This is a genomic window from Fretibacterium fastidiosum (assembly GCF_964642095.1).
Classification (GTDB): Bacteria; Synergistota; Synergistia; order Synergistales; family Aminobacteriaceae; genus Fretibacterium; species Fretibacterium fastidiosum.
In genome coordinates, this window is the sequence record NZ_OZ209244.1 from 412,340 (window position 1) to 426,473 (window position 14,134).

At 67.9% G+C, this 14,134-nt stretch carries 11 protein-coding genes; 1 reads left to right on the forward strand and 10 read right to left on the reverse strand.

Features of this window, described 5'->3' with window-relative positions:
• Window positions 1–4: 4 nt before the first annotated feature.
• The 3 genes from ACK28C_RS01815 to ACK28C_RS01825 all read right to left on the reverse strand — a co-directional run bounded on the left by ACK28C_RS01815 (window position 5) and on the right by ACK28C_RS01825 (window position 2,320).
• Window positions 5–919, reverse strand: coding sequence for a 50S ribosomal protein L11 methyltransferase (locus ACK28C_RS01815; protein WP_208872487.1), 915 nt, complete (start codon window positions 917–919; stop codon window positions 5–7).
• A gap of 161 nt (window positions 920–1,080) precedes the next feature.
• A complete protein-coding gene (locus tag ACK28C_RS01820) occupies window positions 1,081–1,800 on the reverse strand; it encodes a phosphatase (RefSeq protein WP_015555838.1) in 720 nt (239 codons plus the stop codon).
• 232 nt (window positions 1,801–2,032) lie between these two features.
• Window positions 2,033–2,320 carry a hypothetical protein gene (locus ACK28C_RS01825; RefSeq protein WP_409152372.1) on the reverse strand — a complete coding sequence of 96 codons (288 nt, stop codon included), beginning with the start codon at window positions 2,318–2,320 and terminating at the stop codon, window positions 2,033–2,035.
• 886 nt (window positions 2,321–3,206) lie between these two features.
• Between ACK28C_RS01825 and ACK28C_RS01830 the strand changes: the two genes are divergently transcribed.
• On the forward strand, window positions 3,207–4,730 hold the full coding sequence (locus tag ACK28C_RS01830; RefSeq protein WP_409152373.1) for a hypothetical protein: 1,524 nt from the start codon (window positions 3,207–3,209) through the stop codon (window positions 4,728–4,730).
• A gap of 658 nt (window positions 4,731–5,388) precedes the next feature.
• Here the strand turns inward: ACK28C_RS01830 and thpR are convergent.
• From thpR to purD, 7 genes are all read right to left on the reverse strand, one after another.
• Window positions 5,389–5,976 carry an RNA 2',3'-cyclic phosphodiesterase gene (gene thpR / locus ACK28C_RS01835; protein ID WP_015555835.1) on the reverse strand — a complete coding sequence of 196 codons (588 nt, stop codon included), beginning with the start codon at window positions 5,974–5,976 and terminating at the stop codon, window positions 5,389–5,391.
• On the reverse strand, window positions 5,954–6,631 hold the full coding sequence (locus tag ACK28C_RS01840) for an HAD family hydrolase (RefSeq protein WP_409152374.1): 678 nt from the start codon (window positions 6,629–6,631) through the stop codon (window positions 5,954–5,956). Before ACK28C_RS01840 ends, thpR begins: the two co-directional genes overlap by 23 nt.
• 75 nt (window positions 6,632–6,706) lie before the next feature.
• Complete coding sequence (gene purF, locus ACK28C_RS01845; protein ID WP_208873928.1) at window positions 6,707–8,152, reverse strand: amidophosphoribosyltransferase; 1,446 nt, start codon at window positions 8,150–8,152, stop codon at window positions 6,707–6,709.
• A gap of 69 nt (window positions 8,153–8,221) precedes the next feature.
• Window positions 8,222–8,926: a phosphoribosylaminoimidazolesuccinocarboxamide synthase gene (gene purC, locus ACK28C_RS01850; protein WP_015555837.1), complete on the reverse strand. Its 705-nt coding sequence runs from the start codon at window positions 8,924–8,926 to the stop codon at window positions 8,222–8,224.
• Window positions 8,927–9,048: 122 nt separating this feature from the next.
• Window positions 9,049–10,719: a phosphoribosylformylglycinamidine synthase subunit PurQ gene (locus ACK28C_RS01855; RefSeq protein WP_409152376.1), complete on the reverse strand. Its 1,671-nt coding sequence runs from the start codon at window positions 10,717–10,719 to the stop codon at window positions 9,049–9,051.
• A gap of 35 nt (window positions 10,720–10,754) precedes the next feature.
• Window positions 10,755–12,776 carry an AIR synthase-related protein gene (locus tag ACK28C_RS01860; protein WP_409152377.1) on the reverse strand — a complete coding sequence of 674 codons (2,022 nt, stop codon included), beginning with the start codon at window positions 12,774–12,776 and terminating at the stop codon, window positions 10,755–10,757.
• A 51-nt stretch (window positions 12,777–12,827) separates the two neighbouring features.
• On the reverse strand, window positions 12,828–14,108 hold the full coding sequence (gene purD, locus ACK28C_RS01865; RefSeq protein ID WP_409152378.1) for a phosphoribosylamine--glycine ligase: 1,281 nt from the start codon (window positions 14,106–14,108) through the stop codon (window positions 12,828–12,830).
• Between the last annotated feature and the right edge of the window lie 26 nt (window positions 14,109–14,134).

The following is a 14,134-nucleotide window of genomic DNA, read 5'->3' on the forward strand; positions in this document are numbered from 1 at the left end:
AAGCCTAGCCCCAGGCGAGACGGGCCCGGCAGCCCCACCAGTCGCCGAAGTGAAGCTCCCGTTCCAGCGCAAGCCCGGAGGAGGAGAGGACGGACAGGAACGCCCCGCGCTCATGGTTCGTCATGCCGGAGAAGATGGCGTAGCCCTTTGGCTTCAGGGCGTACTTCACGTCCGGCAGAAGGGCCAGGTTGGGCGCCAGGAGGATGTTGGCCAGGAGGACGTTCCCCTTGTCCTGCACGCCGGAGAGCAGGTCCCCCACAGCCAGGTCGCAGAGGTCCGGGCTCAGGTCGTTCAGCTCCATGTTGCGGCGCACCTCCTCGATCGTCGTCGGGTCCAGGTCGCGGGCGACGGTCCACGACGCGCCGAGCTTCAGGGCCGCGATGAACAGGATGCCCGTGCCCGTGCCGATGTCCAACACCACGTCCCCCCGGTGCACCACATCCTCCATGAGCTCAAGCGCGATGCGGGTGCTCTCGTGGTACCCCGTTCCGAAGGCCATGGCGGGATAGATGTACAGGGGGATGCGCCCCTGCCTCTCCTCGTCCCTGTGCCACGGGGCCATGACCACGAAGGTATGCCCCACGTTGAGGGGCGGGAACGCCTCGAGGTGCTGCGTGCTCCAGGCGCGCTTTTCCGTCTTGCGGCACCCGCCGGCGGACACCCCCGGAAAGGACGGCAGGAGGTCGCTCACCGACCGGCTCAGCTCGTCCGGGTCCCTGGAGCTCAGGTAATCGGCGCGGAGGATCATCCTGTCCCCGTCCTCGACAAGCTCAGAGCCGATAGCACCGGTCATCGAGGCCAGGGTCCAGAGGCGCTCCGCGTCCCACTCCCTGTTCTCGCCAGGGATGAGCTCGTACTCAACGGTCCACCAAAAACCTCCGTCGCCTTCCGCCGTCTGCTCCGGCAAAGGCGCGTTCAACGTATCAGGACACACAAGGAACACCCCCAGATCGATCGTGCCGGGAGCGTGGTCCGCTGCGGCCCAATCTGCCTAATTCTTTTTACCTTATAATTGTACTACGGGAGGAAAGCCGTGAGAGCGCCTTTTTCAGGATGCCTGAAAAAGTCCGTCACGACGGCTCACAGGCGACGCGTACGATTTTGCAGAAAATCAAGGACCCGCTCCGCGGAGAGGTTCAGCACCAGCTCCTCCGGAAAGCCCATCTCCGTGAGCATCTCCGCGGCCTTGGACGTACACCCCACGTCCCACTCGCTGTGGGCGTCCGAGTCCACCGCCACGGTCACCCCCCACCTGGCGCAGGCCTCCGCCAGACGCAGCGCGTTCCGCCTGTTTTTCTGACTCCCTGTGAAGATATGGGCCTCGTTGAACTCCACGACCTTCCCCCGCTCCGCCCAGAGGGGAAGGACGCGGTCCATGTCGAAGGCATACTCCGGCGACTCCGGATGCCCCATCATGTCGACGAAGGGGTCTTCCGCGAGGGCCAGGTAGACGGGGGTGTAGTCCGTTTCCTGACCGGACGGCAGGACGTGTTCGTGGAGGCTCGCGATGATCCAGTCCAGGCGCCTCAGCACCCGCTCCGGCAGGTCCGTCTCCCCCTCCATGTTGCGGACGTTGAGCTCCACCCCCCTCAGGACGGTGACCCCACACACCTCCCGCGGCAGGGTGTGCAGGTTGGCAAAGTGCATCCACCCGCAGGTCTGCGGCATGGACGGGGCATGGTCCGTTATGGCGATCAGGTCAAGGCCCTTCGCCGCGGCGGAGCGCGCCATCTCGCCAACCGTGGAATAGGCGTGCCCGGAGGCTATCGTGTGCGTGTGCAGGTCCGCGCGCAGCATCATCAGAAGATCAACCCTTCACATCGAGATTTATCCGTCCGCAAAAACGCAGCAGACGAAACAGCCTATTATTATAAATGAAACGTCGGTTAAATCAAATCGTTGCCGGGCGATCCACACGGTTCTTCATACCGGTTAAAAAAACGATCCCGGACAAGTTTCCGTCCCAAAAATTTTAAAAGGTGATAAAATAATGACCGGTATAAAAATCATGGGAGCCTCACGAGCGAGGGGCTCAGGCGGAGGAACGCGACATGGCGGATGCGGCACAGGCGGAGAGGGCAACGAAGGAGAAGGCAAAGAGGACGCGAAGCAGGCGGAAGGCCGTCGAGAAGCCGGCGGAACCCTCCGGCAAGGGCTCTGCCCCGTCGGAGCAGGAGCCCGACCGGAAGCCCAAGCCGGCCTCCGCGAAGCGGGAACCCGCCAAGGCCTCCGAAAAGGCCCCCGCAAAGGCCACCTCAACGCGCCCCCGAAAGCCCCGCACGGCCTCGGACGGAACGAAGAGGGCCACGGAGAGCCCCAAGACCGCCCCCCAAAAAACGGAGAAGCCACCCCTAAACCATACCGGTAACAAACAATCAACCACTTCCCCGCATCAGCCCGAAGCCCCGGAGGAGCCATCGGGGGGAGAAAAGCGGAGGAGGGGACGACGCGCCGCCGCCGGCAAGGGCCCGGCTCCCGTTGCGGCGACCGAATTGACGGCGATCGCCGCCGAAAAACGGCAGACGGCGAAGGAGACGCCCTCGGCAGGAGGGCGCGTCGCCATAGAGGCCTCGACGGAGAGCGCGAAGCGCTCAACGGCCCCCGATCGTCAAAAAGACGGAATCAATAACGATACCGGAAATGAAAAGATGACCCTGCACAGCGCCCCCGCGCCCAGAGGAAGGCGCAGGACGGCGAAAACGCGCCCCGAAGAGGCGCCGGACCGCGGCACTGCCCCCGAGGAAGAAAGGTCGCGGCGGAAAAGAGCCAGTGAAAACGTTACCGATATCAAAAACGCTCCCGCCTCAGCGCCTGAGGCCCCGGAGGGCCATCCGGCCAGGGCAGCCCGCACAGCGGAGCCCGGCGAGGGCGGTTCCACCCCCGTGGAGGCGGAACTCGCGGACGCCTCGAAGCGGAAGAGCTCCTCCGCAAAGCCGACGGGGAGGGGGAGAGGACGGCGCGGACGCGGGAAAAATAACGCCGATAACCATACCGGTCCTAAAAACACTTCCGAAGTTGGCGACAAAAAAGCCGAGGGGACGGTCCATAAAGGTAACGTTTCGACTATCGATAACGAAAACATTTCCGTAAAAACCCCTACCGACCATCCAACGGAGGGAGAAGTCGGCGTCGATTCAGAAAATGGGGTCAAAAAAAGTAACAATAACGTTACTGATAACGAAAAAGCTCCTTATGACATCACCATCGTGTCCTCTCCCCTTCGCGAGCTTTCCGTCCCGGAGCGGGCGACCCCGGAGGCCCCGTTTCCTCTGGACGAGCCAGAGGCAGCGGAGCCCCTTACGGGCGTGGCGCCTCTCGAGGAGCTGGACCGCGAGGTGCTGGACGATGGCGAGATCCCCTTCAGCGTGGGGGAGGCCATCGAGTCCGCCGTCTCCGCCTCCGGCCCCGCCAGGAGCGGAGCCTCCCGCCACAGCCGAAACCGCAGAGGCGGCAGGCGGCACAAGCGCACCGCCCCCCAGCCGGAGACCCCGGCGAAGAGCGCCAGGCCGGCGACGCCCCAGGCGCCGCATCCGGTGGAGCGGTCCGACGCGGCGTCGGCTCCAAAGCGGAAGGACGAGAAGGCGCCGGCTCGAAGGAACCCCTACTCCCCGACGGAGTTCAGCAGCGTGGAGATGATGTCCTCCCTGAGGGGCTTCACCCCTTTGGGGACGCTCTTCGTCCTGATGGACGTCCTGAAGGGGCATGAGGAAGGCCTGCTTCACGTCAACCAGCTGGCGCAGGCGCTGGGCATCGGGAAGCCCTCGCTCCTGGCGCAGCTGGACAACCTGGAGGCGGCGGGGTTGATGAGGACCATCTCCAGCTCCCGCGCGGGCCGCCACATCGAGCTCCTGACGCCCAACCTGCTGCCCCACCCGGACCTCTCCGTCTTTCCGGTGGGGGCGTCGGGCGACCTCCTGGCGCCGACGGCAAACGCCCCGGAGCGCGGCGGGCAGTTCTCCCAGAAGCGCCTCGACCTCCTCTACAAGTACCTGAAGGACCACCGGGTGGAGGTCACCTCCATCCCCGACGAGGGGCACCTGCCCAGGGAGGTGCCTCAAATCGCCACGTTCCTCGGCAAGTACCTCGTCTACGTCCGCCCCTTCTATGAGATGATGAAGGCCACCCTGAACGACTGCCGCGAGTTCCGCTACTCTTTGGCGAAGCTGCCGAGCCGGGACATCACCCACACGCTGAACTTCTGCCACATGCTGAGCGCGGCGAAGTTCCTTTCCTCCTTCACCTACCGGCGCGCTCCCCAGTACAGCATCGTGGCCCAGGTGAACCGGACGCCGGCGGCCATCAACTTCCTGACCGGAGGCTGGCTGGAGCACTACATCCGCGACAAGGTGATCTCCATCCTGACGACGCACCCCGCCACGGTCAGCCTGCCCTACGCCTTCATGAAGAACCCCAACATCATCCTCCCCACGGGGGAGAACTTCGAGCTGGACTTCCTGCTCTCCGTGGGGGACAAGATCTTCTGGATCGAGGCCAAGACGGGCGAGTACGAGAACTACCTCGCCAAGTACTCCCGCGTCTCCAGGGTGCTGGGCCTGACCCGCAGCACCTCCATGCTGGTGAGCGTGGAGCCCCTGCCGGCGGAGGACAACCTCACCGTCCGCTACAGCCTCAGTTGCTGCAACCTGGATGAGTTTCCGGACGTGTTTCGCATCAACCTGGTGCGAGAGCTCCAGCAGGAGGCCGTCCAGCGGGCCGCCATGATGGCTTGAGGGCGGGGGGAGACAAAACGCCGTCCGCCGGGGCACCTCAGGGGCCCTAGGGGCAGACGAACGAGGGGCCGCAGACGCGGCCCCTCGTTTCATGCGCTTCATGGCGCTTCGTAGCATTTTATACCAATTCGCGTTTAAAGAAGGGCAAGAAAGGCCCCCCTGCAAGGGGGGCTGCCCCGAAGGGGCTGGGACTGACGGCCCGTGAGCGTCAGCGAACGGCTGCCGGAAGGCTCCCCGAAGGGGAGGGGTGTTTTTCATAAGACGCGCCTGTCTGACATTCCCCGTCAACGCCTCCACAAGGCAATCAATTGCCTTGCTTCGGCACAGCCGACCAACGCAGCGCTGCAATCGCTGACGCGATTGCATAAGTCGTGTCGTCTGGCCGAGCTGCGAAAGTCCCCCGGACTTCCTTCGCCCTCAGCCGACCAACCGGCCGCCGCAATCCTCCCGAAAGATCGGCTTGCGTGAGGCCGGTCGTCTGGCCGAGCTGCGGAAGTCCCCCGGACTTCCTTCGCCCTCAGCCGACCAACCGGCCGCCGCAATCCTCCCGAAAGATCGGCTTGCGTGAGGCCGGTCGTCTGGCCGAACCCCTCCGGTTCGCTGACGCGAACCACCTCCCCTTTCAGGGGAGGCAATCCACATTAGACGCGATTTGGTATTATGGCGCAACCCCCTCAAGGGGGATGGGAGTGTAGATCGCCCCGCGGGGGGTCAGGCGGCTTCGCATCAGCTCGATGCCGCAGCAGGTCCACGAGACGGGAGGCACCTGCTCCAGCGCCCTCAGGAGCGCCGGCGACAGGGGCTCCCCGCTGCAACGGGCCAGCGTCAGGTGGGGAACGAAGGGTCGCCGCTCCCGCGGGATGCCCGCCTCCGCCAGCGCATCCTCCAGGCGGGCGGCGAGGGCTGTCAGCTCCGCCGCGCCCCTCGTGCCGCTGAGCCAGAGCGTGCGGGGACGCTCCAGGCTGGGGAACGCTCCCGCGCGGGAGAGCTCCACCTCGAAGGGCGGGAAGGCGATCGGCGCCAGCGCGCGCCTCACCCTCTCGATCGCGTCGGGCGTCCGCTCCCCCAGAAAGCGCAGCGTGACGTGCAGCTGGGCCCGCGTCACCCACCGCAGCCGGCCCAACGGCACGAGGCGCGTCAGGAGGAGCTCCAGCGTCCGCGCCGCTCCATCGGGGACCGTCACGGCGACGAAGGCGCGGATGAGGGACGCCGTGTCCCGGTCCTCAGCGCTCCGGCCTTCGCTCATCGGCCAGCGCCTCCAGGACGGGGATGACGTCGTTCAGGCTCCCCACCACGCGATAGGTCAGGGCCGCGATCTCAGGCGTCGGCGACAGGAGGTCTGGCACCATCACGGGCATCATGCCGGCGGCGTGGGCGGCCCGAATGCCGTTGTAGGAATCCTCCAGGACGACGCAGCCTGCGGGGTCCGCCCCCAGCTCCAGAGCGGCCTTCAGGAAGATGTCCGGCGCGGGCTTGCCCTGCTCGACGCGATCCCCCGTGAGGATCAGGTCGAAGCACTCGCCCACGTCCGTGTGCTTCAGGTAGAACCCCACGATCCCTCGGTCGCTCGAGGTCGCCATGGCCCGCGGGACCCGCCTCTCGATGAGCCACGCCAGGACCCGGCGGAGGCCAGGCTTCTCCGGCAGGCCGTGCTCCTCGATCCAGCGCTCCGTCCAGCGAATGCGGTCCCCCCGCACCAAGTCGAAGTCGAAAGCCGGGCCGAACCGCTCCTGCATCATGCTGCGCGTCTTCGGCAGGCTCAGGCCGATCTGATCGTGCATGACCTCCGGCGTGATCGCGTACCCGTGTCCTTCCCCCGCCGCCGCCCAGGCCCTCAGGTTCAGCGCCTCCGTGTCGAACATCAGCCCATCCATGTCAAAGAGAACCGCGCTCAGCATCATAAGCTCCCTCCATCTCTGTCCTCTCGCGCCGCGCCTCCGAAACGCGCTCGGCAGCGCCGCGTTCTCCGGCGCTCCCTACGACTCCATGTCCGCCGCGAAGCCCGTCGGCCCGCTCTCCTTGAAAAACCCCGCAGGCCGCGCGGTGGCGGGGACCTCCATGGGGTAGTTCCCGTCGAAGCAGGCCCGACAGTAGAGGTCCTGGTGCCCGCAGGCCTCCGACAGGCAGGCGTCGCTGAGGTAGGTCAGGGAGTCGGCGCCGACGTACTCCAGTATCTCCTGCTGCGTCTTCTGCACGGCGATCAGCTTCTCCCTGTAGGGCGTGTCGATGCCGAAGTAGCAGGAGTAGCACACGGGGGGAGAGGAGACGACCAGGTGGACCTCGCTGGCTCCGGCCGCCCGCAGCAGGCGCACGATGCGGCGGCTGGTCGTCCCCCGCACGATGGAGTCGTCCACCACGATCAGGCGCTTGCCCTCGATGTTGCTGCGGATGGGCGACAGCTTGATGTGGACGGCGGTTTCCCGCATCTCCTGGGTCGGCTGGATGAAGGTGCGCCCGATGTACTTGTTCTTGATCAGTCCCTCGCCGTAGTTGATGCCGGACGCCTCGGCGTAGCCGATGGCCGCCGGGATGCCGGAGTCCGGCACCGCCATCACCAGGTCCGCCTCGATCCGCCGCTGGCGCGCCAGAAGCCGCCCGCACCGGCGGCGGAAGTCGTAGACGCTGATGCCGTCCAGCACGCTGTCCGGCCGCGCGAAGTAGATGAGCTCGAACACGCAGAGGCTCTTGCGGCACCACTGAGCCGGGGGGAGGCTGCGCACCCCCTCCTGGTCGATGAACACGACCTCGCCCGGCTCCACGTCGCGGACGAACTCCGCGTCGATAGCGTCCAGCGCGCAGCTCTCGGAGGCCAATGCCCAGCCGTCCGCAAGCCTGCCCAGGCACAGCGGGTGCAGGCCGTAGGGGTCGCGCACGCCGATCAGCTGGTCCCCCAGCGTGATGACCAGGACGTAGGCCCCCTTGATCAGGCTCATCGCGGTGCGGATGCCCGCCTCCACGCCGCGCTTGTTGCCGTGCTGGCAGATCAGGTTGAGGATGGACTCGCTGTCCGTCGTCGTCTGGAAGATCACGCCCGCGTCCGTCAGCATCTCCTGAATGCTGTCCGCGTTCACCAGGTTGCCGTTGTGCGCCAGGGCGATGTCCCCCATCCCGCAGCGGGCCACCAGGGGCTGGGCGCTGCGGGGGTCCGACCCTCCGGCCGTCGGGTAGCGCACGTGGCCCACGGCGATGTTGCCCTTCAGGCCCGCCAGGGTCTCCCCGCGGAACACCTCCCCCACCAGTCCGGGCCCCTTGACCTGCATGACGGTGCCCCCCCGGTTCGCGGCGATGCCGGCGCTCTCCTGACCGCGGTGCTGAAGGGCGTAAAGCCCGTAATACACAAGGCTCGCGGCGTCCTTTTCCTTCCGATAAACCCCCATGACGCCGCACTCCTCGTGCAGGGCGTCCTCCTCATACCATTCCATCTCCGCCTCCGCGCTCCATTCCAAAGTTCGAGCTTCGGGGGACGTCCGCCCCCCGTCCTCCCCCTGCACCTACTGCGTCACCCTCTTGAACATCTCCTGATACGCGTCCTCCACGTGCCCCAGGTCGCGGCGGAAGCGGTCCTTGTCCAGCTTCTCGTTCGTCCTGGCGTCCCAGAAACGGCAGGTGTCCGGCGAGATCTCGTCCGCCAGAACGATCCGGCCGTCGCAACGGCCCAGCTCGATCTTGAAGTCGATGAGCTTCACGCCGATCTTGAGGAAGTAGTCCTTCAGGAGGTCGTTGACCTTGAAGGCCATCTCGTGCATGGTCCTGAGCTCCTCTTCCGTGGCCAACCCAAGCGCCAGGATGTGAGAATCGTTGATCAGGGGGTCGCCCAGGCTGTCGTCCTTCAGGGAGAACTCCAGCGTGGGGTTCCTCAGCACCCGCCCCTCCTCCACGCCGTAGCGTTTGGAGAAGGAGCCCGCGGCCACGTTGCGGACGATGACCTCGAGGGGCACGATCTCCACGGCCCGCACCAGCGTCTCCCGGTCGCTCAGTTCCTCCACGAAGTGAGTCGGCACGCCGTTCGCCTCGAGCATCCGGAACAGGATGTTGCTCATCCGGTTGTTGACGACGCCCTTGCCGGCAATGGTGCCGCGCTTCTCGCCGTTGAACGCCGTGGCGTCGTCCTTGTACTCGACGACGTAGCGCTTCGGGTCGTCCGTCGCGAATACCTTCTTTGCCTTGCCCTCATAAAGCTGCTCCCGCTTTTCCATCGCATTTGACCTCCCGGCCTCAAAATCAAAAGGCCCCCGCAGGCGGCAGGGGCCTCAGGAAACAAAGAGAAGTATAGAGCATCCGCGCGGTTTGTGCAGGGGGAATTTTCAGTTTTCCCGCGCTACCCCATCAGGAAGTCCATGGCCGACTCGAACATCATCGTGCCCCCCGTGCGCCCCGCGTTCTGGTAGAGGCCATGCCCCACCCGCTCCGCGTGCCCCATGCGGCCGAAGATGCGCCCGTCCGGCGAGAGCAGGCCCTCGACGGCGGCCAGGGAGCCGTTCGGGTTGTACTGGACGTCCATCGTGGGGATCCCCTGCAGATCGACGTACTGCGTCGCGACCTGCCCGGCCTCCGCCAGGCGGCGCAGCAGGGGCACCCCGCAGACGAAGCGGCCTTCGCCGTGGGAGACGGGCATGGCGAACACGTCGCCCACCCGCGTGCGGCTCAGCCACGGAGAGCGGTTCGAGAGGACGCGGGAGTGGACGATCTTCGACTGGTGGCGGCCGATGGCGTTGAAGGTCAGCACGGCTGATCCCTCCCCCAGCTCGTCCGGGTCCACGACGCGTCCGAAGGGCAGGAGCCCCGTGCGCACCAGGGCCTGGAAGCCGTTGCACACCCCCAAAATCAGACCGCCCCGCACCTCCAGGAGCCCCTCCACCGCGGATCGGGCCGCCGGACTCCTCAGGAAGATGGCGATGAACTTGCCGGACCCGTCGGGCTCATCGCCATTGGAGAACCCGCCGGGCAGGAAGAGCGCCTGCGACGCGCTCAGCCGTGCGGCGAACCGGTCCACGGACTCCTTCATGGCCTCCGGCGTCAGCGTCCGGACCACCAGGACCTCCGCCTCCCCTCCCGCTCGCTCCACGGCGCGTGCGGACTCGTACTCGCAGTTCGTCCCCGGGAACACGGGGATGAGGAACCGCGGGCGAGCGGCGCCGTGGAGCGGGCGGGGGACGGCCCGCTCCGCCGGAGCCGGCCATGCGTCGGGCAGCGAGACCAGCTCCCCCGCGTCGCACCTCACGGGGAAGACGTCCTCCAGCGCGCCCTCGTAGAGTTCCTCCAGCTCGTCCATGCCGACGGACTCGCCGCCCAGGGTCGCCCTGCGCGCCTCCAGCACCCAGCCCAGGGCGGTGCAGTCGAACTCCGCACTCTCCAGGTCCGAGACGCCCTCCGCCAGCTCCACCACGAAGGAGCCACGGGCCGGGCCGAAGAGTTCCGCCAGGGCGAGCCCGTCGTCGAACGCGAAGCCGAACCCGTTGCCCATGGCCATCCTCAGGACGAGGGCCGCCGGCCCGCCGAAGGCGGGCGTCCCCACGGCCAGGGCCTCGCCCCTGACGCGCAGGTCCTGAACGCGCGCCAGGAGGGCCAGCAGAGACTTCGGCTCAGGCAACAGGCCCCGGCGCCCTGGGCGCAGCCAGACGACGCGGGACCCTGCGCGCTTGAACTCCGGCGACAGGACGCGGGAGACGTCGGTCATGCCCTGGGCGAAGGAGACGAGGGTCGGGGGGACGTCCAGCCCCTCGAAGGAACCGCTCATGGAGTCCTTGCCACCAATGGCGGCGACGCCGAAGTCCATCTGGGCGTCCAGGGCGCCCAGGAGCGCGGCGGCGGGCAGCCCCCACCGCCGCGGGTCCGCGCCCGGACGGCCGAAGTACTCCTGAAGGCTCAGGTGGCAGGACTCCAGGGGGACGCCCACCGCGGCCAGGCGGCACAGAGACTCCACCACCGCCATGTAGGCGCCGTCGTAGGGCGAGGCCGAGGACAGGAAGGGGTCGAACCCCCAGGCCATGGCGGAGCAGGCGTTCGTGTCGTTTTGGCCACCCGTCAGGGGATCTTCGCCACCATCGTCTGGGCGGGGGTCCGCTGACGCCGGCCGCCGAAGGGGGACAGCACGGAGTTGGCCCCCACGGAGGAGTCGAACCGCTCGCAGAGCCCGCGCCGGGAGCAGGCGTTGAGGTCCGTCGCCACGGCCCGCATCCCGCGGACGAAGCCGTCCGGCGCCTCCGGGGCGTAGGGCCGGGGGGAGGCACAGAGCACCTTCGCATGGCGCTCCGCGCCGTTGCTTTGGATGAAGCTGCGGGGCAGGTCCAGGATGCGCTTCCCGCGCCAGCGCATCGTCACCCGCCCATCCGCCGTGACCTGGGCCACCACGGCGGCCCGCACGTCCTCCGCCTCCGCCAGCTCCCGGACCCGCGCCGCGTCTTTCGCGTCCACCACGATGGCCATGCGCTCCTGGGACTCGCTGATGGCGATCTCCGTGCCGTCCAGGCCCGCATACTTCAGCGGAACGGCATCCAGGTCGATGTCCAGCCCGTCCGCCAGCTCCCCCACGGCCACGGACACGCCGCCCGCGCCAAAGTCGTTGCAGCGCTTGATCATGCGCGTGAACTCCGGGTTTCGGAACAGCCGCTGCAACCTGCGCTCCTCCGGCGCGTTGCCCTTCTGCACCTCCGCGCCGCAGGTCTCGAGGGACCGGGCCGTGTGGGCCCTGGAGGACCCGGAGGCCCCGCCGCACCCGTCACGCCCCGTGCGGCCCCCCAGCAGAAAGACGACGTCCCCCGGCCGGGGCTCCTCGCGCCTCACGTTGGCTTCGGGGACCGCGGCGATCACCGCGCCGATCTCCATGCGCTTGGCCACGTAGCCCTCGTGGTAAATCTCGTCCACGATCCCCGCGGGGATGCCGATCTGGTTGCCGTAGGAGCTGTAGCCCGCCGCCGCCGCGGTGACGATCGTGCGCTGGGGCAGCTTGCCCGGCATCGTCCCGGCGACGGGGCGGCGGGGGTCCCCCGCGCCCGTCACGCGCATGGACTGGTACACGTACCCGCGGCCGGACAACGGGTCGCGGATCGCGCCGCCCACGCAGGTGGCCGCCCCGCCAAAGGGCTCGATCTCCGTGGGGTGGTTGTGCGTCTCGTTCTTGAACAGCAGGAGCCACGGCTCGCCGTTCACCCGGATGCGGACCGTACAGGCGTTGACCTCCGCGGACTCCGACAGGTCCGTCAGCTTTCCCCGCCCCTTGAGCGCCCGCGCGCCGATCGTCGCCATGTCCATCAGCGTGACGGGCCGGTCGCTCCGCCCCGTCTCCTCCCGCAGCTTCAGGTAGCGGCCGTAGGCCTCCCGAACGCGCTCGTCCTCGAACTCGACGGAGTCCAGCGACGTCAGAAAGGTCGAGTGGCGGCAGTGGTCCGACCAGTAGGTATCCAGCACCTTGAGCTCCGTCAGCGTCGGGTCCCGGCCCTCCTCCCTGAAGTGCGCCGCGCAGCAGGCCAGGTCCGCCGCGCTCATGGCGAGGCCGTGGGACTCGATCAGGGCCCTCGCGGCCCCCTCGTCCATCTCCCGAAATCCCGTCAGCACCGGCACGTCGGGGGGCGTCGGGTAGAGGGCCTCCAGGGCGTCGCACTCCGCCAGCTGCGCCTCGCGGCTCTCCACCGGGTTGATGAGGTGCCTCCTCACCGCCGCCAGGTCCGCGTCGCTCAGGACGCCCCAGAGCAGGTAGACACGGGCCGTGCGCACCGTGGGCCGCCTGCGCCCCAGCAGGAGCTCGATGCACTGCTCCGCCGCGTCGGCCCGCTGGTCGTACTGCCCCGGCAGGTACTCCACCGCCAGGACGTGAGGCGCCTCCGGCAGGGCCTCCAGCACGTCGTCCGTGCAGGGGTCCGCGAACACCGCGCCGACGCACGCGGAAAGCGCCTCCGCCTCCAGCCCCTCCACGTCGTAGCGGTTCAGGACGCGAACCCTCTCCAGCCCCGCGATGCCCAGGACGCCGCGGAACTCCGCGCAGAGCGCCTCCGCCTCCCGCGCAAACAGCGGCTTCTTCTCAACGTAAAGCCTGTGAACCCGACCCATCCAGACCGCCTCCCGTCATGGGGCTGCCTCCGCCCCGCAGGGCCGCCCTCGTCAAAAGACCTTCTCGCGCTCCCCGTCCACGCCGCCGATGTCCCCGCGGAACCGCACGCCCTCGAAGCGAATTCGCTTCGCCGCCTCATAGGCCCGCGCGCGCGCCTCTCCGGGCGTCGGCGCCACGGCCGTCACGTCCAGCACGCGACCCCCCGCCGTCAGCAGCCTGTCCCCCTCACGGCGCGTCCCCGCGTGGAACACCTCGACGCCCGGCAGGTCCTCCGCGCCTCCCAGGTCGATCTCGAACCCCGTCCTGCAGGAGCCGGGGTACTCCCGTGAGGCCAGCACGACGCAGCAGGAGGCGTCCTGAGAGAAGCGGACGTCCGCCTCGTCCAGGCGCTCCTCCCGCACGGCCACCATAATCTCCAGGAGGTCCGACCGCAGGAGGGGCAGCACGGCCTGGGCCTCCGGGTCCCCGAAGCGGCAGTTGTACTCGATCACCTGCGGCCCGTCCTCCGTTAGCATCAGCCCGAAGTAGAGGCAGCCCTTGAAGGGGCGCCCCTCCGCCCTCATGGCCTCCACCGTGGGGCGCAGGATGGTCCTCGTGCAGACCTCCATGAGCTCCGGCGTGAGGTGAGGGTTCGGCGCGACGACCCCCATGCCGCCCGTGTTGGGCCCTGCGTCGCCGTCGAAGGCCCGCTTGTGGTCCATGGAGGAGACCATGGGCACGATCGTGCGGCCGTCGGTGAAGGCCAGAAGGGTGACCTCCAGACCGCGGAGTCGCTCCTCGATCAGGACGCGGTCGCCGCTCCGTCCGAAGACGCGGTCCTTCATGATGGAGACGACGGCCGCGGCGGCCTCGTCGGCGTCCTCCGCGACCACCACGCCCTTGCCCCGCGCCAGGCCGTCCGCCTTCACCACCAGCGGGCGATTCGCCGCCGCGATGTAGGCCATGGCACGTTCCGCGTCCTCGAAGACCTCGAAGGGCGCTGTGGGAATGCCGTACTTCCTCATCAGCCCCTTGGCAAAGGCCTTGCTTCCCTCGATGGCCGCCGCAGCCGCGTTGGGGCCGAAGCAGGGAATTCCCCGCTCCTCGAGTCGGTCCACGGCCCCCATCACCAGCGGGTCGTCCGGCGCCACCACCGCAAAGTCGACGCCGCGCTCCACGGCGAACCCCACGATGGCCTCCAGGTCCTCCGACCCGATGGGGACGCACTCGGCGCAGCGCCCGATGCCCCCGTTCCCCGGCAGCACGTAGAGGCGCCCCGCCCTGGGGCTGCGCGCCAGGCGGCTCACGATGGCGTGCTCGCGCCCGCCCCCACCGATCACCATGACGTCCATTCGTCCTCGACCTCCAAAGGATAATG

What these genes read in the sequence shown, in the direction of transcription:
- purC (WP_015555837.1), bottom strand. Translation starts at nt 8,926, where the DNA reads ATGGAAAAGCGGGAGCAGCTTTATGAGGGCAAGGCAAAGAAGGTATTC.
- ACK28C_RS01820 (WP_015555838.1), bottom strand. Translation starts at nt 1,800, where the DNA reads ATGATGCTGCGCGCGGACCTGCACACGCACACGATAGCCTCCGGGCAC.
- ACK28C_RS01860 (WP_409152377.1), bottom strand. Translation starts at nt 12,776, where the DNA reads ATGGGTCGGGTTCACAGGCTTTACGTTGAGAAGAAGCCGCTGTTTGCG.
- ACK28C_RS01840 (WP_409152374.1), bottom strand. Translation starts at nt 6,631, where the DNA reads ATGATGCTGAGCGCGGTTCTCTTTGACATGGATGGGCTGATGTTCGAC.
- purF (WP_208873928.1), bottom strand. Translation starts at nt 8,152, where the DNA reads ATGGAATGGTATGAGGAGGACGCCCTGCACGAGGAGTGCGGCGTCATG.
- thpR (WP_015555835.1), bottom strand. Translation starts at nt 5,976, where the DNA reads ATGAGCGAAGGCCGGAGCGCTGAGGACCGGGACACGGCGTCCCTCATC.
- ACK28C_RS01855 (WP_409152376.1), bottom strand. Translation starts at nt 10,719, where the DNA reads ATGGCCTGGGGGTTCGACCCCTTCCTGTCCTCGGCCTCGCCCTACGAC.
- purD (WP_409152378.1), bottom strand. Translation starts at nt 14,108, where the DNA reads ATGGACGTCATGGTGATCGGTGGGGGCGGGCGCGAGCACGCCATCGTG.